Raw genomic sequence first — 17,053 nt, forward strand, 5'->3', positions numbered from 1 at the left:
AGTTTTTCATGTTCGCAAAAGATCACACCCTCGCCAGCGTTGACCCGGAACTGTTCGGCGCCATTCAAAAAGAAAACACCCGTCAGCACGATCACATCGAACTGATCGCCTCGGAGAACTACACCTCGCCAGCGGTGATGGAAGCCCAGGGTTCGCAGCTGACCAATAAATACGCCGAAGGCTACCCAGGCAAGCGCTACTACGGCGGTTGCGAGTATGTCGACGTCGTCGAGCAACTGGCGATCGACCGCGTCAAGCAGCTGTTCGGCGCGGAAGCGGCCAACGTCCAGCCTAACTCGGGCTCGCAGGCCAACCAGGGCGTGTTCTTCGCCGTGCTGAAACCGGGCGACACCATCATGGGCATGTCGCTGGCCGAAGGCGGCCACCTGACCCACGGCATGCCGCTGAACATGTCCGGCAAATGGTTCAACGTCGTCTCCTACGGCCTGACCGCTGCGGAAGACATCGACTATGACGCCATGGAAGCACTGGCCAAGGAACACAAGCCCAAGCTGATCATCGCGGGCGCCTCGGCGTTCTCGAAAAAGATCGACTTCGAGCGCTTCGCCGCCGTCGCCAAAGCGGTGGGCGCGTACTTCATGGTCGACATGGCGCACTACGCCGGTCTGATCGCCGCCGGCCTGTACCCTAACCCTGTGCCGCACGCCGACTTCGTCACCTCGACCACGCACAAATCGCTGCGCGGCCCGCGCGGCGGCATCATCCTGATGAAGGCCGAGCACGAGAAGATCATCAACTCGGCCATCTTCCCAGGCATCCAGGGCGGCCCGCTGATGCACGTGATCGCCGGCAAGGCTGTCGCGTTCAAGGAAGCGCTGACCCCCGAGTTCAAGGCTTACCAGCAACAGGTCGTCATCAACGCCGACGTGCTGGCCAAGACCCTGATCAAGCGCGGCCTGCGCATCGTTTCCGGCGGCACCGAGTCGCACGTGATGCTGGTGGACCTGCGTCCGAAGAACCTGACCGGCAAGGAAGCGGAAGCGATCCTGGGCACGGCGCACATCACCACCAACAAGAACGGCATTCCTAACGATCCGCAGAAGCCATTCGTGACTTCCGGCATCCGCCTGGGCTCGCCGGCGATGACCACCCGCGGCTTCAAGGAAGCGGAAGCGGAAGAAGTGGGCAACCTGATCGCCGACGTGCTGGACAACCCGCACGACGCGGCCACCATCGAGCGCGTCAAGGCGGCGGTGAAGGTGCTGGCTGACAAGTTCCCTGTCTACGCCAAGTAATTGCAGCATCGTGACGCCGGCGACCGCCGGCGTCACACTACCACCGAGGCGCATGCCCATATGAAATGTCCGTTCTGCCAGCATGACGATACCCAGGTTCTCGATACGCGTGTATCCGAGGAAGGGGATTCCATACGCCGGCGCAGGCGCTGCGGTAAATGTGATAAACGATTTACCACGTATGAGCGCATCGAACTGGTGATGCCGTATGTGGTCAAGAAGAACGGCAGCCGCACCGAGTATGCGGCGGCCAAGCTGCGCGGCAGCCTGACCCTGGCCTTGCGCAAGCGGCCCGTGGCGGCGCCTGCCGTCGATGCGGCCATACTGTCCATTGAGGAAAAGCTGCTGACCAGCGGACAGCGCGAAGTCGACACCGGCTACATCGGCGAGCTGGTGATGCAGGAACTGAAGCGCCTGGACAAGATCGCCTACATCCGCTTTGCGTCGGTGTATAAAAACTTCGAAGACCTGGCCGAGTTCCAGGATGCGATTGCCGAAGTCGGCCAGGACCGCAAGCCACGCAAGGCTTGATCGTCCGCCGGCCTACGGCTGGCGCACTTTTGATACATCTCATACTCTCTGCAGTAAGCGCTGCTAACTTCTAGCACAGTCGTGATCGACTTTGCGGAGGTGTGCCGTGCGCGCACGTGCTTTGTTGTCCGGTTTTACGCTGGTGGAAATACTGGTCGCCGTGCTGTTGCTGGCGTTTGGTATCGTCGGCGGCGTGGCGATGCAACTGGCGGCGCTGCGCACGCGGCATCAGGCGGTGCTGGTGTCGCAGGCAACGCAGCTGGCCACCAGCCTGGCCGAACGCATGCGCGCCAACGCCGATCAAATGCGCCTTGGCGATGGCGCCAATCCCTATCTGCTGCTCAACTACGATGCGCTGGCCGATCCTCATCCGTCGGCGCCGGCGGCGCTGTGCTATGGCGGCGCCTGCGATAGCGCGCAGCTGGCATCGTTCGATCTGTACGAGATCAAGGTGCAGGTGCGCGACCGGCTGCCGGCGGGGCGCGTGCTGGTGTGCCGCGATGCCGGCCTGTGGGTGGGCGGAAAATTGCGCTGGGCCTGCGGTGGCGGGGCCGGCGCGCCGCTGGTGGTCAAGGTCGGCTGGCATGGCAAGAATCCGGACGGCACGCCGCGCAAGGACGATGCCGGCGAATTCGCGCCCGGCGTCGCGCTGGCGGTGGGAGCGACGCGATGAACGCGCCGAGGCTGCTCATGCGATCGCCGCCCTCGCACCCGGCCGGCTGGACGCTGGTCGAATTCGCCATCGCGCTGCTGTTGGGCCTGCTCGTCACCTTGGTGGCCGGCAGTTTGCTGCTGGCGGCCGCCGGCAATTACCGCAACCACAATGAAAACTCCTGGCTCAACGACGACGGCCGCCAGGCGCTGGACATCATGGCGCAGGCCATACGCCAAAGCGCCTACGTCAACTGGGACAGCAAGGCCGCGCCGGCCGAACTGGCGGCCGACGCGCCTGCGCCCGTTGCCGGACTGGACGCGAGCAGCATCGGCCGGGGCAGCGCGGACATCTCCGCGCCATTGCCGGCCGTGGCGCACGGCAGCGACGTGCTGGCGTTGCGCTTCTCCGGTTCGGGCGAGGGCGGCAACGGCGACGGCTCCAGCCTGAACTGCGCCGGCTTTGGCGTCGCCATACCGCACGCGGAGGCAGAGCGCGGCTGGAGCATATTCTATGTCGCCGCCGATGCTGCCGGCGAAGCGGAACTGCGCTGCAAATACCGTGGCGCCTCCGGCTGGGGCGCCGATGCGATCGTGCACGGCGTCGATTCCTTTCAAGTGCTGTACGGGCTGGACACCGACGTTGCGGCCGACGGCATTCCCAATACTTACGTCAACGCCAGGACGGTCGACGCGCTGGATGCCGCGCTGGCGCTGGTCGGCGGCACGCCGGATGAACGCCAGCGCGACCTGAACCGCAAGACCTGGTGGAAGCGCGTGTGCAGCATCAAGGTCGCCTTGCTGCTGCACGGCGACAGCAACTCGCGCGCCGACACGGTGGCGACGCAATTCGATCTGTTCGGCGCCGCGTATTCCGAGGCGCACGGCGACGACGAGGGCGTGCGCATCATGGAAGGCAGCTTGCCGGCGGCCCAGCGCACGCGGGCGCGGCGCGTGGTCGGCATGACAGTCGCGTTGCGCAACCGGAGCGGCGGATGAAGCGCGCGCGGCGGCAGCGGGGTGTGACCGTGCTGGTCTGCTTGATGATGCTGATCCTGGTGATGCTGCTGGGTGTGTCGGCGGCGCAAATGAGTTTGCTGGGCGAGAAGGCCGCGCGCGGTGAGCGCGACCGGGACGTGGCGTTTCAGGCGGCGGAGGATGCCTTGGCGGATGCGGAGCGCGATATACAGGCCGGCCCTGCGGTGCCATGCGACGCGGTGCCCGGTACTGCGCCGGTCTGGCAGCGGGTGGATCTGTCCGGCGTGGAAGACGGCGGCAAATGCACGCTTTCTTATGGCGCGCGAACCGGCGCCGCGATGTCGACCGGCGAGGGCTTCCTGCCGTTCAAGAAGCCGCGTTATGTGATCGAGCGCATGGAGTGTCATCCGCCGGGCGAGGATGCGTCGGCCGGCGCGGCGGCCAGCTATTGCTACCGCGTGACCGCGATCGGCTTTGGCGCCAGGCCGGCGACCGAGGTAGTGCTGCAAACCGTGTTCAGCAAGCCGGATTGAGGGGAGTGTCATGCATGTCTTAAAAGTGGCGCCGGTATGGTTGCTGATGGCGATGGACGTTTGCGCCGCGCCACCGGTGTTGAATATTGCCAGCGAACCGCTTGCCGCTGCTTGTCGTACGGTGACACCGGGCAGCGCGACCGTCAGCGTCGCGGGTCCCACGTTGCTCGTGGCGGCCGCGGGCGGTGGAGATCTGTTTCAGGCAACGATGGATATCGGCGACTGGAGCGGTCACTTTGAACGCATCGCCTTGCTGTCGGCATCGCCCACCGCGTCGTGGGACGCCGGTGCCATCCTCACCGGCGACTCCGCGCATGCACCGTTGCCGCTGCCAGCGGAGCGGCGAATCTACACGTCGGTTGTGCAGGCGGACGGTACGCTGAGCGGCGCGCCCTTCGAGTGGTCCGCGTTATCCGCCGCCCAGCAGGCGTTGCTGAATCAAGCACCGCCAACAGCAGCGGCCAAGCCCGTTCGGACAGCAGATGGCCTGGGCGAATTGCGACTTGCCTATCTGCGCGGCGACCGTAGTGGCGAAGGCACGCTGTTCCGCCGCCGAGGCAGCGTGCTGGGCGACTCGGTCCATGGCACACCGGTGTTCGTCGGCCCGCCTGCTGGCGCTTCGCCGGGCGCCGACTACCAGGTTTTCCGGATGCGCCACAAAGCCCGCCGCCAAGTCATCTACCTGGGCGCCAACGACGGCATGCTGCACGCTTTCGACGCCGGCACCGGCAAGGAGCTGTACGCCTATGTGCCCGACGCCCTGATGCCGGTACTGAACCGGCTGCCGGGCAAAGACTACGTCCACCGAGCCTACGTCGACGGCCCCGCCGGCACGGCAGATGCACTGATTGCCGGCAACTGGCGCACCGTCCTGGTGTCAGGCATGGGCGGGGGCGCGCAAGGCGTGTTCGCACTCGATGTCACCGATCCTGAACGCCTGGACGCCACCACTGCGCTGTGGGAATTCACGGACCGCGACGATCCCATGATGGGCAACGTCACCACACCACCGCAGATCGCGAAGGTTCGCATGAGTATGAGCGGCGGCGTGGCCAGCTATCGCTATTTCGCCATCGTCGCCAGCGGCTTGAACAACTACGCCGGCGACGGCCACACCAGCACAGCCGGCAAGGGCGCCTTGTTCCTGCTGGCTCTGGACAAGGCGGGCGACGCACCGTGGCAACTCAACAGCAATTACTACCGCCTGATCACTCCGATCGCCGACGCCACGTTGGCGAACGCGCTGAGCGCGCCGGTGCTGGCGCTGGACCGCGACGGCGCGCTGGCCTACGCCTATGCCGGCGACCTGCAAGGCAATCTGTGGCGCTTTGACTTTGGCGGCGCCGCGCCGTGGAAAGGCGCGGGCAAGGCGCCGCTGTTCAGTGCCCGCGATGCGAGCGGCAAGCGCCAGCCCATCGCCCAGCAGCCGATGCTGGCCTACGCCACGGGCGGCGGCTACATGGTGCTGTTCGGCACCGGCGCACTGATAGAACGAGCAGACCTGTTGCCCGCCAGTTTCTCGACGCAGTCGTTCTACGCGATCCATGACAGTCTCGCCGTGCCCATGGATGCTGTGTCCGGTCGGCGCCAACTAACGGAGCGTGTGCTGACGGCAGGCGCAGGTGTGGCCGATTTGCTCGGCATCAGCGGCCGCGAGGCGGAGCCTGGCAGCAAGGGCTGGTATGTGGACTTCCTGCGGTCCGCCAGCAGCGGCGAGCGCAGCATCGACAGCGGCAGGCTGCTTGGCGGCGAAGTGGTGTTCAACACGCTACTGCCCGGCACCGGTGCATGCGGCGCCTCCAGCAGCCGCAGCTACGCCTTGAACGCGCTGAGCGGCTTGCCCGATGGCTATGCTGTTTTTATGCCGTCGCCAGTCAGCATCGGTTACCCGCTGATAGGCGCGCCGATGACTGCCTATGCGGCGACGCCGTCGTTGCTGTTGGCGTCCGTCACTCGCACGGCACCCGATTCAACCGGCCAGGCCCGCATCGACAAGACCTACAACCTGATCAATCCGGCCGCACCTGGAGCCACGCCTGTTGGCAGCGTCAAGGTGAAGTTGCGGGCCGGCCGGCTCAGCTGGCGCGAGGTGGCCAACTGGCGCGAACTGCATGAGGCCTTGAAATGAACGGGGCGCGATGCAAGGCGTTCAGCATGATCGAGCTGTTGGTTGTGCTGGTGATCCTGGCCGTGCTGGCAGCGCAGGCGATGCCGAGCTACCAGCAGCATGTGATACGTGCGCGCCGCGCCGAGGGGCAGGCAGCGCTGCTGCAGTTGATGCAGCAGGAAGAACGTTTTTTCACGCAGACCAATACCTATATCGCGTTCTCCGCCGGCGTCACGGAGCCGGAGGCGCGGCAGTTCAAGTGGTGGAGCAGCAATGGCGCGCTGACCAGCGCTTACGAAATCGAAGGCAAGGCCTGCGATGGCGAACTGATTTCGCAATGCGTGCAACTGGTCGCCAAGCCGGGAGCCGCGGTCGTGGATCGCAATTTCCACGACGAAGATTGCCAGCAACTGACGCTGACCAGCACCGGCCTGCGGCTCGCGTCCGGCCCGTCCACGCGGTGCTGGCCATGAGCGGCCCGTCGCGGCGCGGCTACTCGCTTACCGAATTACTGATCGTGCTGGTGTTGGCCGGCATACTGCTGGCGGTCGCGGTGCCCAGCTATGTCGGCGTGCTGCGGCGCCAGCAACTGCGCATCGCCGTCAACGACCTGGTCGCCGCCATCAACTTGACACGCTCGCATGCCGTCGCGCGCGGCGGCAAGGTATTGCTGGTGCCGCTGGACCCGTCCGGCAGCTCCTGGCGCGAAGGCTGGGTGGTATTTGTCGATGAAAACAACAACCGTCGCCCCGACGCGGGCGAGCTGCTGCTGTTCCAGCATGGTCCGCTGGCGGAAGGCATCAGTGTGGCCTCGGTTTTTTCATCGAGTGCAACACCGGCCTACCTTGCCTATAATAGCGCTGGGCGTGCTTGCAGCGCCGGCAACAGCCTGGCGGCCCGCTGGGGCACGCTGTCGCTGGTGCAGGGGGACAGCACGCGCAATATCAAGATCAATATGCTGGGCCGGGTGCGCGTATGCGATCCGGCGGTGGACGGCGCAAGCTGCTCCAGCGCTACTGACTAAGGACAAAGTGAACATCAGCAACGATCTCGAAGGCATGACGCTGGCGCTGGAATGGGCCGCGAAAGGCTTGTACACCACGTCGCCGAACCCGCACATCGGCTGTGTGATCGTGCGCGACGGCCAGGTGATCGGTGCCGGTGTGACGCAGCAGGCCGGTGGCGACCATGCCGAAATCCAGGCGCTCAAGGATGCGCAGGCGCGCGGCCACGATGTGCGCGGCGCCACCGCCTATGTCACGCTGGAGCCTTGCAACCACTATGGCCGCACGCCGCCATGTTCGGACGCGCTGGTGCGCGCCGGCCTGGGCCGCGTGGTGGCGGCGATGGAGGATCCGAATCCGCTGGTGGCCGGGCAGGGCATGGCCAAGCTGGCCGCCGCCTGCATCGAGACCAGCACCGGCCTGCTGGCTGCGCAGGCCTACGAACTGAACATCGGCTTTTTCTCGCGCATGACGCGTGGCCTGCCGTGGGTGCGCATGAAAACCGCCGCCAGCCTGGACGGCATGACGGCGCTGCACAACGGCGTCAGCCAATGGATCACCGGCCCGGAAGCGCGCGCGGACGGCCATGCCTGGCGCGCCCGCGCCTGCGCCATCCTGACCGGCATCGGCACCGTCAAGGCCGACGATCCGCAGCTGAACGTGCGCGCGGTGGAAACGCCGCGCCAGCCGCGCCGCATCGTGGTCGACGGCAAGCTTGATATCAGCCTTTCCGCCAAGATATTGGAAGGCGGCGGCACGTGGATCGCGGCGGCGGTGGCCAATCCGGAAAAGGAAGCGGCGTTGCGCGCGGCCGGCGCCGAGATCATCATGCTGCCCAACGCATCGGGCAAGGTCGACCTGCCCGCGCTGATGCGCGAACTGGGCCGCCGCCAGATCAACGAGCTGCACGTGGAGGCGGGTGGCAAGCTGAACGGCTCGCTGATACGCGAGGGCTGCGTCGACGAGTTGCTGGTGTATCTGGCGCCGTCGCTGATCGGCGACGGGCAGGGCATGTTCGCCTTGCCGGCGTTGACCGACCTGTCGCTCAAGCAACAGTTGAAATTTCACGAGGTTAAGCAGGTCGGCGAAGATTTGCGTATCCTTGCACGATTCACTCATTAATTTAGATTGCACTCACATGTTTACTGGAATTGTCGCCGCTATCGGCAAAATTGAATCGGTCAAACCGCTCGAAGGCGGCTCGTTCGCGGGCGTACGCCTGGACATCAACGCCGGCGGCCTGCCGCTGGCCGACGTCGCGCTGGGCGACTCGATCGCCATCAACGGCGCCTGCATGACCGTGGTCGAGAAGGACGACACCAGTTTCCGCGTCGACGTCTCGCGCGAGAGCCTCAATTGCACCGTCGGCCTCGACACCCTGACCGAAGTGAACCTGGAAAAGGCGCTGACCCTGAACGAACGTCTCGGCGGCCACCTGGTTTCCGGCCACGTGGACGGTCTGGGTGTGGTGCGTAAGTTCGAGGCGGTGGGCGAATCGTGGGAGCTGGTCATTGAAGCGCCGCACGACCTGGCCAGGTTCCTGGCGTTCAAGGGCTCGATCGTCGTCAACGGCGTGTCGCTGACGGTGAATCGCGTGACCGACATCGGCAGCGGCAAGGACCTGGTCTGCCAGTTCTCGATCAACCTCATCCCGCACACGATCGCCATGACCACGCTGAAGCATCTGGAAGTGGGCAAGCAGGTCAACCTGGAAATCGACTTGATCGCCCGCTACGTGGAGCGGATGGTGTCGGTGTCCAGCATCATCGGTAAGTAAAGGGGAACCTCAACCGGGCGCGGCAAGACCCCTGAGCCGGGCCAGCGCTTCGTTGACGATTTCGCCAAAACTGCGTTGTTCCGATGCGTCGACCCACTGACCAAAGGCCACGCGGAAAACTGCGATGCCCGTCTCGGCTGCGAGACTGGCATCCGGCTCGGGAACGCCGCGCTGGCGCAAGCCTGCGGCCAGCGCCAGCGCCAGGTTGGCGAGCTTCATCAGCTCGCGTTCAAGAAGTTCTGTATTGGCGGCGATCACCGCACTGCGCTGTCGAGAAAACGGGCGATGCGTGGCGACGAAGAAGTCGGCCGTCCCGTTCAACGCGGCGGCAATAGCTTCCATCGCGGAAGCGTTTGCCGGCGCGTTGCCGAGCCCGTCCATCATTACCTGCTGCAGGCGCTCAGACCCGTTGAAAAGTACTTCCCGCTTGTCGGCGAAGTAGCGAAAGAACGTGCGCGCAGTCAGCCCGGCCCGCGCGGCAATGTCGGCAACGGTCGTTTGCTCATATCCCACATCACCGAACAATTCCAGTGCCGCCTGCCGAAAGCGGCCTGCGGCATCCGGTTCCCATCGCCCCATGATTTTTCCTGGTGTTGACACAAAGTGACATTATAGGTCTATACTGATGACACTTGATGACATCACTTCGAAAGGAAATCCCATGCGCTTACTCGTTACCGGTGCGTCCGGCTGGATCGGCTCGGCCACCGTCACCGAACTGATCGCCGCAGGACATCATGTTCTTGGGCTGGCCCGATCGGATGAAGCCGCCGCCAAAGTTGACAAGCTGGGCGCCGAAGTGGTTCGCGGCAGCCTGGATGACTTGGCCAGCCTGCGCGCGGCCGCCGGGCGGGCAGAGGGCGTGGTGCACCTCGGCTACAGCCACGACTTCTCTCAAATGGCGGCCGCCGCGCGGATGGACCTCACGGCCATCGAGACGTTCGCCGATGTGCTGGAAGACTCGAATGGTCCGCTGCTCATCGCCTCCGGCACGCTGGGGCTGGCTACGGGGCGGATCGGCACGGAACGCGACATGCCCAATATCTCGATGCATCCGCGCCTGGGGAATGCGGCGTACACGCTGAGTCTGGTGGAGCGCGGCATTCGGGCGATGGTGATGCGCTTTTCGCCGACTGTGCACGGCGCCGGCGGCGATCATGGATTCGTCTCCGTGCTCGCCAGCATCGCGCGCAAGAAGGGCGTGTCGGCGTACATCGGCGATGGCCGGAACCGGTGGTCCGCGGTGAACCGGCTGGATGCAGGCAAGCTGGTTCAACTGGCGATCGACAAGGCTCCTGCGGGCAGCGTGCTGCACGCTGTTGGCGAGGAAGGCGTCGCCACGCGGGAGATCGCTGCTGCGCTGGGCCAATTTCTCAATGCGCCGGTGACGACAATCCCAGCGGACCAGGCGCGCGAGCATTTTGATTGGCTCGGCATGTTCTTCGGCCTGGATGCGGCCGCATCGAGCGCCGCCACCCGCGAGTTGCTGGATTGGCAACCACGGCATCCGACACTGCTGGAAGATATCGCAGCCGGGCACTATCGAGGAGAATAGGACTGTCACCACGTTGGGCAGCGGTTTTTCGCGGAAAAACCGGCGTTTCCGGTTGGGGTGGCGTAAATCCTTTAAAATAGCGGGTTAAGAAACGTTCTAGCTCAGCTACAAAGGATTAAAAATGTCTATTTCCAGCACCGAAGAAATCGTCGCCGAACTGCGCGCTGGCCGCATGGTGATCCTGGTCGACGAGGAAGACCGGGAAAACGAGGGCGACCTGGTGCTTGCGGCGGACTTCGTCACGCCTGAAGCCATCAACTTCATGGTCAAGTACGCGCGTGGCCTGGTCTGCCTGACCCTGACCGAGGAGCGCTGCGACCAGCTGAACCTGTCGATGATGTCGGCCCGTAACGGCACCGCCTTCGGCACCAACTTCACGGTGTCGATCGAGGCGGCCGAAGGCGTGACCACCGGCATCTCGGCGGCCGACCGCGCCAAGACCATCCAGGTGGCCGTGGCCAAGGACACGCTGCCGTCGGACATCGTCCAGCCGGGCCACATCTTCCCGCTGAAGGCGCAAAAGGGCGGCGTGCTGATGCGCGCCGGCCATACCGAAGCCGGTTGCGACCTGACCTCGATGGCCGGCCTGACGCCGGCCTCGGTGATCTGCGAGATCATGAAGGACGACGGCACCATGGCGCGCCTGCCGGACCTGCTGGAATTCGCCAAGGAACACGGCCTGAAGATCGGCACCATCGCCGACCTGATCCACTACCGCAGCCGCAACGAGTCGCTGGTCGAGAAGATCGGCGAGCGTCCGCTGAAGACGGCGCAGGGCGACTTCCGCATGATCGCCTTCCGCGACAAGCCGAGCGGCTCGGCGCACCTGGCGCTGGTGCACGGCGACATCGAAAAGAGCAAGGAAACCCTGGTGCGCGTGCACCAGCCGGTGTCCATCCTGGATATCCTGGAATCGGAAGCGACCACCCACTCGTGGAACCTGTCGTCGTCGCTGGCGGCGGTCAAGGCGTCCGAGCGCGGCGTGATCGTGCTGCTCAATTGCGAAGAGACGGCGGAGCAGTTCTTCGCCCAGTTCGACGCGCTGGGCAAGCCGGAAACCAAGCCGAAGGGCCGCGCGGCCAGCATGGACCTGCGCAGCTACGGTATCGGCGCGCAGATCCTGCGTGAAGTCGGCGTCTGCAAGATGCAGCTGCTGGCCAGCCCGCGCAAGATGCCGTCGATGACGGGCTTCGACCTGGAAGTGACCGGCTACCTGGCCAAACCGAACTAACAACCCAACATATAAAGAGGCACTCCATGACTGTAGGAAGCTACGAAACCAATTTGTCCGGCGATGGCCTGCGTGTCGGCATCGTCCAGGCCCGCTTTAACGAAGACGTCTGCCACGGCCTGCTGTCGGCCTGCCTGGCCGAACTGAAACACCTGGGCGTGGCCGATGAAGACGTGCTGCACGTGACCGTGCCGGGCGCGCTGGAAGTGCCGCTGATCCTGCAGAAGATGGCGGAGTCGCAGCAGTTCGACGCGCTGATCGCGCTGGGCGCGGTGATCCGCGGCGAAACCTATCACTTCGAGCTGGTGTCGAACGAATCGGGCGCGGGCATCACCCGTATCGGCCTCGATTATGGTATTCCTATCGCCAACGCGATCCTGACCACCGAGACCGATGAGCAGGCCGAAGTGCGCATGGCCGAGAAGGGCGCCGACGCGGCGCGCGTTGCGGTTGAGATGGCCAATCTGACCATCGCCCTGGAAGAGCTGAACCAGGACAACGGCGACGACGAGTAATCAGTAATTTTGTAAGTATTTAAGAACAGGTATAACCATGACAGATAAAATTTTGCACGCCAACCCTAGCAAGAACCGTACGCCGCGCCACCGCGCGCGCGAGTTTGCGTTGCAGGGTTTGTATCAGTGGCTGCTGAACAATGAAGACGCCGCCACCGTGGTGAACAACATCCGCGCCGCGCACGGCTTCGACAAGGCGGACGGCGATCACTTCACTGTGCTGCTGTACGGCGCGATCAAGGATTCGGTGGCGCTGCGCGAAAGCTTCGCCTCGCTGGTCGACCGCGGCGTGGCGGAACTGTCCCCGATCGAGCACGCCGTGCTGCTGATCGGTGCGTTCGAGCTGAAGAACAACCTGGAAATCCCTTACCGCGTCGTCATCAACGAAGCGGTCGAGCTGACCAAGTCCTTCGGCGGTATCGATGGCCATAAATATGTCAACGGCGTGCTGGACAAGCTGGCTGCCAAGGTTCGTCCCGACGAGGTCGCCGCCGATAAGAAACGCTAAGCGGCGTCCGGTACTGTTAAAAGCCACCCAAGGTATCTTGCGGTGGCTTTTTTTATATTTGCTTTGACGGGCAGAGGAGGGCGCAGCAGTATCGCTTGGTTTTAAGCTAACTTGAGGCGATATCATCGAACTGAATCGACCATCCGGCCCGCAGGCCTGGCGACGGCGAGGCTGGCTGGCGCTGATCGGCTGCGCGCATATCGTGGCGTTTCTCTGCTGGCGGACGCCTGAGCGGCCTCTGGCGGCCCCCGTGGCGCCCCAGGCGGGCATCACCTATATCCTGGCCCCTGTCCAGCCGCCGCCTGAGCGGCCGAAGACGGCACAGGCGCCCGTCAGGCGGTTGCGGGAAGCGCCGGCGTCGTCATCGTTGCCGGCGCCGGCACCGGCGGTGCATCCGACCGTGCCGCAGGCCATCACCCAGACAGCGCCACCGCCCGATCCCTTCGCCTTGCCGGCCAAGCCGGACGAGGATTTGCGGCAGCGCGCCCTGAAAAGCGCGGCCGCCGTCGACAAGCAACTGCGCAAGGAAGCCTGGAATCCGCGCGACAAGTTCGTCGCCAACGACCAGACCGCGCTGGCGGCCAAGATCGGCGGCGCCTACATCGGCGGCGGCTCGGTGACGTACGAGGAAGTCACCTTGTCCGACGGCCGTCGCATGACCAAGATCCACGGTCCCGCCGGCACCTACTGCGCCTACATGGAGTCGAACGCGCTGACCGGTGGCCGAGATCCCTTCCGCGACGGCGTCAAGACCAAGGTCGGCACATGTCCAATGTAAGCTAACTAGAGGCCATATCATCGAACTGAATCGACCATCCGGCCCGCAGGCCTGGCGACGGCGCGGCTGGCTGGCGCTGATCGGCGGCGTGCATATCGTGGCGTTTCTCTGCTGGCGGGCGCCTGAGCGGCCTTTAACGGCGTCTGTGGCGGTCCGCGCGCCGGTCACTTATATTCTGGCGCCGATGCGGCGTCTCCCACCGGAGCGACCGAAAACGGCGCAGTCTTCGGAGCGCATGCGGCCGGTGCGGCCAACGAACGCCCGCAGCGTCGAACCGGCACCGATGCCGCTGCTGCCTCCGCCTCCGGCCGCGCCGCAGCCGCAAGCCATTACCCAGGCCGCGCCGCCCGATCCCTTCGCATTGCCGGTCAAGCCTGAGGACGACCTGAAACAGCGCGCGCTGAAAAGCGCCTTCAACGTCGACAAGCAGCTGCGCAAGGAAGCCTGGACGCAGCGCGACAGGGCGGTCGTCAACGACACCACGCCGCTGGCGGCGGCCATCGGCAGCGCCTACGTGGGCGGCAGCAGCGGGGCGATCGGGGAAATGGTCATGGCCGACGGCTCACGCGTGACCAAATGGCGCATGCCGGGCGGCGGCACCGCCTGCATTTACAAGGAGCCCAACACCTTCAGCGGCGGCCGCGATCCGTTCCGGGACACCGGGAGGACCTCGGTCCGGTCTTGTCCATAGGCGGAGTACAGACGTAAAAAAGCCACCTTGCGGTGGCTTCGTCGTTGCTGCCCTACATATATATTAGAGGCCGGCGATCTGGGTGCCGCTGACCGACTTTTCAGCCGCCGCCACCGGTGGCACCGGCTTGACTGGCGCTGCGGCCATCATCGGGGTAATGGTCGGCACTTTCTTACCTGCCGAAACCTGCTTCAGGCGCTGGTACTCTGCCAGCACTTTCGAGCCGTAGCCGTCGTCGTGCTCGAACGCTCCGGCGCCGACGTAGATCTTCAGGCCGGCTTCCACCGAACCACCGCGGGTCACGTAATCCTTCAGGATCAGCGAACCGACACGGATGTTGGCCACCGGGTTCAGCGCTGCCTGCAGGCCGCCCATTTCCTGGAATTTGTCGTGGTGCACTTTCGACATCACCTGCATCAGGCCTTGCGCGCCGACCGGGCTTTCCGCGAACGGATTCAGGCCCGATTCAATTGCCATCACCGCCAGGATCAGCAGCGGATCAAGTTTGATCTCGCGTGCCGTCAGGTAGGCGGTGGACACCAGCATGTTGGCGGCGTCGCCGGCTACGCGGTAACGCTTGGACAGCCAGGAGGTAACCCATTGTTGCTGCTTCTGCGTGCCCAGCAGGGCTTTTTCTTCGGCCGTCAGCGGCGCCGGGCTGGGAGCCGGTGCCGAGGCTGGCGTTTCCATCAGGGCCGACAGCGGCGGCGCCACGACGGCAACGGCTTCTGCTTCTGGTTCGTGGTTCAGGCTGTTGCTCAATGCCTTGGCCAGGTCCGGACGGACAAACAGGACTGCCATCACTACTAAAGCGGTTACACCCAAAATGGTCAGAGTATGTTGGGCGGTGGTTAACACGCCTTTTGCCGAAACGCGAGTCGTGGAAAACCACGATGCTGGCTGGCGAGCCATGGTGCGGGCAAACTGCGTTGCACCGGTGATGCGATTGATCATATAGTTCCCCTGAAATGTCCGTAAAAGCGGGTCCCTGCCAGCGTTGAACGCAGCTAAACCGGGTGCTAATGCCGTGCATCAGAAATATCTCATCGTCCGCCGCCGCTGGGAGCGCGCGTTGGACGCCGTCATTGTTTGCTTGAGCTGATCTTTCCCTGTGGTATTCGATCAGTGGCAATACAACTTCTTTCGGGGGTAAGGCAGACGCCTTTTGAAAACACTCCTTAAAATGTCATGTGGAGCCCCGACTCCGTGAATGAATAAGCAACACATGTATGTGGTTCGTTTAGCGATCTAAGTTCGCGCTGAACCGTGTTCTCTTCAAGTAGGGCAAATTGTAGAAGCCGTTTTATATCAAGTCAATACTAACGCAATCGAAAGCTATAACTTTTAAATCTTACTTTTTTACTTGTATTGCGCCTAAAACCAATAAAATCAACTACTTGACCTGTCTTTTTAAACAGTATGCTGCGTTGTAAGAAATAATTAAAAAACGATGAAATATTCTGATCTGCGAGATTTTATTTCTCAACTGCAACGAATGGGCGAACTTAAGCCCATTTTGATCCCCGTTTCACCGTATTTGGAGATGACCGAGGTTTGCGACCGCACTTTGCGGGCCGCCGGACCGGCTTTGCTGTTCCAGAACCCGACCGGCCACAGCATCCCCGTGCTGGGTAATCTGTTTGGCACCGAGCGCCGCGTGGCGCTGGGCATGGGCGCCGACAGCGTCAGCGAGCTGCGCAAGATCGGCCACGTGCTGGCGCGGCTGAAGGAACCGGAACCGCCCAAGGACTTCAAGGATTTGATGGGCATGGGCTCGCTGGTGAAGGCCGTGTGGGACATGGCGCCGAAGGAACTGCGCGGCGCGCCGTGCCAGGAAATCGTCTGGGAGGGCGCCGATGTCGATTTGTCGAAATTGCCAATTCAGCATTGCTGGCCCGGCGATGTCGCGCCGCTGATCACCTGGGGCCTGGTGATCACCAAGGGTCCTAATAAGAAGCGGCAGAACCTGGGCATCTACCGCCAGCAGGTGCTGGGCCCGAACAAGGTCATCATGCGCTGGCTGGCGCATCGCGGCGGCGCGCTGGACTTCCGCGAGCACGCCATACAGAGCAAGGGCAAGCCCTATCCGATCTGCGTCGCGCTGGGTGCCGATCCCGCTACTATATTAGGTGCGGTCACGCCGGTGCCGGACAGCCTGTCGGAATACCAGTTCGCCGGCCTGCTGCGCGGCAGCCGCACCGAGCTGGTCAAGGCCATCGGCAGCGAACTGCGCGTGCCGGCGTCGGCGGAGATTGTGCTGGAAGGCCATATCTATCCTGACGAAAACCACCCGAGCGGCTACGAACACGCGCTCGAAGGTCCATATGGCGATCACACCGGCTATTACAACGAGCAGGACTCGTTCCCGGTGTTTACCATCGACCGCATCACGATGCGCCGCGATCCCATCTATCACTCTACTTATACAGGCAAGCCGCCGGACGAACCGGCGATCCTGGGCCTGGCGCTGAACGAGGTGTTCGTGCCGCTGCTACAAAAGCAGTTTTCGGAAATCACCGATTTCCACCTGCCGGCCGAAGGCTGCAGCTACCGCATGGCGGTGGTGCAGATCAAGAAGCAGTACGCCGGCCACGCCAAGCGCGTGATGTTCGGGGTGTGGAGCTTCCTGCGCCAGTTCATGTACACCAAGTTCATCGTGGTGGTGGACGAGGACGTCAACATCCGCGACTGGAACGAGGTGATCTGGGCGATCACCACGCGCGTCGATCCGACCCGCGACACCACGCTGGTCGACAACACGCCGATCGATTACCTGGACTTCGCCTCGCCGGTGAGCGGCCTGGGCAGCAAGATGGGCATCGACGCGACCAACAAGTGGCCGGGCGAAACCACCCGCGAATGGGGCACGGTGATCACCATGGCGCCCGAAGTGAAGGCACGGGTGGATCAGATTTGGCAGGAGTTGGGCCTGTAGGGT

General features: G+C 63.7%; 19 protein-coding genes. 17 read left to right on the plus strand and 2 right to left on the minus strand.

Annotated features, from left to right (window positions below; genetic code table 11):
- Positions 1-8 precede the first annotated feature (8 nt).
- From glyA to ACSQ3S_RS10630, 10 genes are all read left to right on the plus strand, one after another.
- Positions 9-1,256 carry a serine hydroxymethyltransferase gene (glyA, locus tag ACSQ3S_RS10585; RefSeq protein ID WP_176653566.1) on the plus strand — a complete coding sequence of 416 codons (1,248 nt, stop codon included), beginning with the start codon at positions 9-11 and terminating at the stop codon, positions 1,254-1,256.
- Between the two features lie 60 nt (positions 1,257-1,316).
- A complete protein-coding gene (gene nrdR / locus ACSQ3S_RS10590; protein WP_176653567.1) occupies positions 1,317-1,787 on the plus strand; it encodes a transcriptional regulator NrdR in 471 nt (156 codons plus the stop codon).
- A gap of 106 nt (positions 1,788-1,893) precedes the next feature.
- The gene (gene pilV, locus ACSQ3S_RS10595) at positions 1,894-2,460 is read left to right on the plus strand and encodes a type IV pilus modification protein PilV (protein ID WP_353405223.1); all 567 of its coding nucleotides are present in this window, start codon (positions 1,894-1,896) and stop codon (positions 2,458-2,460) included.
- A 17-nt stretch (positions 2,461-2,477) separates the two neighbouring features.
- Positions 2,478-3,437, plus strand: coding sequence for a PilW family protein (locus ACSQ3S_RS10600; protein ID WP_436142336.1), 960 nt, complete (start codon positions 2,478-2,480; stop codon positions 3,435-3,437).
- Positions 3,434-3,949 (plus strand): pilus assembly PilX family protein, encoded by a 516-nt coding sequence (locus tag ACSQ3S_RS10605; RefSeq protein ID WP_436142337.1) that lies wholly within the window; start codon positions 3,434-3,436, stop codon positions 3,947-3,949. The genes ACSQ3S_RS10600 and ACSQ3S_RS10605 overlap by 4 nt, the downstream gene beginning before the upstream one ends.
- A 208-nt stretch (positions 3,950-4,157) precedes the next feature.
- Positions 4,158-6,077, plus strand: coding sequence for a pilus assembly protein (locus ACSQ3S_RS10610; protein WP_436142338.1), 1,920 nt, complete (start codon positions 4,158-4,160; stop codon positions 6,075-6,077).
- On the plus strand, positions 6,074-6,529 hold the full coding sequence (locus ACSQ3S_RS10615) for a type IV pilin protein (protein ID WP_436142339.1): 456 nt from the start codon (positions 6,074-6,076) through the stop codon (positions 6,527-6,529). The genes ACSQ3S_RS10610 and ACSQ3S_RS10615 overlap by 4 nt, the downstream gene beginning before the upstream one ends.
- On the plus strand, positions 6,526-7,080 hold the full coding sequence (locus tag ACSQ3S_RS10620) for a GspH/FimT family pseudopilin (RefSeq protein WP_353405216.1): 555 nt from the start codon (positions 6,526-6,528) through the stop codon (positions 7,078-7,080). The genes ACSQ3S_RS10615 and ACSQ3S_RS10620 overlap by 4 nt, the downstream gene beginning before the upstream one ends.
- A gap of 7 nt (positions 7,081-7,087) precedes the next feature.
- Complete coding sequence (gene ribD, locus ACSQ3S_RS10625; RefSeq protein WP_436142340.1) at positions 7,088-8,182, plus strand: bifunctional diaminohydroxyphosphoribosylaminopyrimidine deaminase/5-amino-6-(5-phosphoribosylamino)uracil reductase RibD; 1,095 nt, start codon at positions 7,088-7,090, stop codon at positions 8,180-8,182.
- Between the two features lie 16 nt (positions 8,183-8,198).
- Positions 8,199-8,837 (plus strand): riboflavin synthase, encoded by a 639-nt coding sequence (locus ACSQ3S_RS10630; protein WP_436142341.1) that lies wholly within the window; start codon positions 8,199-8,201, stop codon positions 8,835-8,837.
- 9 nt (positions 8,838-8,846) lie between these two features.
- On the opposite strand, the gene ACSQ3S_RS10635 is transcribed toward ACSQ3S_RS10630, so the two are convergent.
- Positions 8,847-9,416: a TetR family transcriptional regulator gene (locus tag ACSQ3S_RS10635; protein WP_436142342.1), complete on the minus strand. Its 570-nt coding sequence runs from the start codon at positions 9,414-9,416 to the stop codon at positions 8,847-8,849.
- 82 nt (positions 9,417-9,498) lie between these two features.
- Here ACSQ3S_RS10635 and ACSQ3S_RS10640 point away from each other — a divergent pair, with 82 nt between their 5' ends.
- The 6 genes from ACSQ3S_RS10640 to ACSQ3S_RS10665 all read left to right on the plus strand — a co-directional run bounded on the left by ACSQ3S_RS10640 (position 9,499) and on the right by ACSQ3S_RS10665 (position 14,115).
- Positions 9,499-10,392, plus strand: a complete 894-nt coding sequence (locus tag ACSQ3S_RS10640; RefSeq protein WP_436142343.1) for an SDR family oxidoreductase — start codon at positions 9,499-9,501, stop codon at positions 10,390-10,392.
- Positions 10,393-10,513: 121 nt separating this feature from the next.
- Positions 10,514-11,623, plus strand: coding sequence for a bifunctional 3,4-dihydroxy-2-butanone-4-phosphate synthase/GTP cyclohydrolase II (ribBA, locus tag ACSQ3S_RS10645; protein ID WP_436142344.1), 1,110 nt, complete (start codon positions 10,514-10,516; stop codon positions 11,621-11,623).
- Between the two features lie 26 nt (positions 11,624-11,649).
- Complete coding sequence (ribH, locus tag ACSQ3S_RS10650) at positions 11,650-12,138, plus strand: 6,7-dimethyl-8-ribityllumazine synthase (protein WP_176653578.1); 489 nt, start codon at positions 11,650-11,652, stop codon at positions 12,136-12,138.
- Between the two features lie 37 nt (positions 12,139-12,175).
- Positions 12,176-12,646, plus strand: coding sequence for a transcription antitermination factor NusB (gene nusB, locus ACSQ3S_RS10655; protein WP_353405209.1), 471 nt, complete (start codon positions 12,176-12,178; stop codon positions 12,644-12,646).
- Positions 12,647-12,896: 250 nt separating this feature from the next.
- Entirely contained in the window at positions 12,897-13,424 is a 528-nt protein-coding gene (locus tag ACSQ3S_RS10660) for a hypothetical protein (protein WP_436142345.1), read from the plus strand.
- 244 nt (positions 13,425-13,668) lie between these two features.
- Positions 13,669-14,115 carry a hypothetical protein gene (locus tag ACSQ3S_RS10665; protein WP_436142346.1) on the plus strand — a complete coding sequence of 149 codons (447 nt, stop codon included), beginning with the start codon at positions 13,669-13,671 and terminating at the stop codon, positions 14,113-14,115.
- Positions 14,116-14,178: 63 nt separating this feature from the next.
- On the opposite strand, the gene ACSQ3S_RS10670 is transcribed toward ACSQ3S_RS10665, so the two are convergent.
- The gene (locus tag ACSQ3S_RS10670; protein ID WP_436142347.1) at positions 14,179-15,069 is read right to left on the minus strand and encodes a transglycosylase SLT domain-containing protein; all 891 of its coding nucleotides are present in this window, start codon (positions 15,067-15,069) and stop codon (positions 14,179-14,181) included.
- 496 nt (positions 15,070-15,565) lie between these two features.
- Here ACSQ3S_RS10670 and ubiD point away from each other — a divergent pair, with 496 nt between their 5' ends.
- A complete protein-coding gene (gene ubiD / locus ACSQ3S_RS10675; RefSeq protein WP_353405206.1) occupies positions 15,566-17,050 on the plus strand; it encodes a 4-hydroxy-3-polyprenylbenzoate decarboxylase in 1,485 nt (494 codons plus the stop codon).
- Positions 17,051-17,053: the final 3 nt, after the last annotated feature.

Source organism: Duganella sp. LjRoot269 (assembly GCF_964254095.1).
Classification (GTDB): domain Bacteria; phylum Pseudomonadota; class Gammaproteobacteria; order Burkholderiales; family Burkholderiaceae_D; genus Rugamonas; species Rugamonas hordei.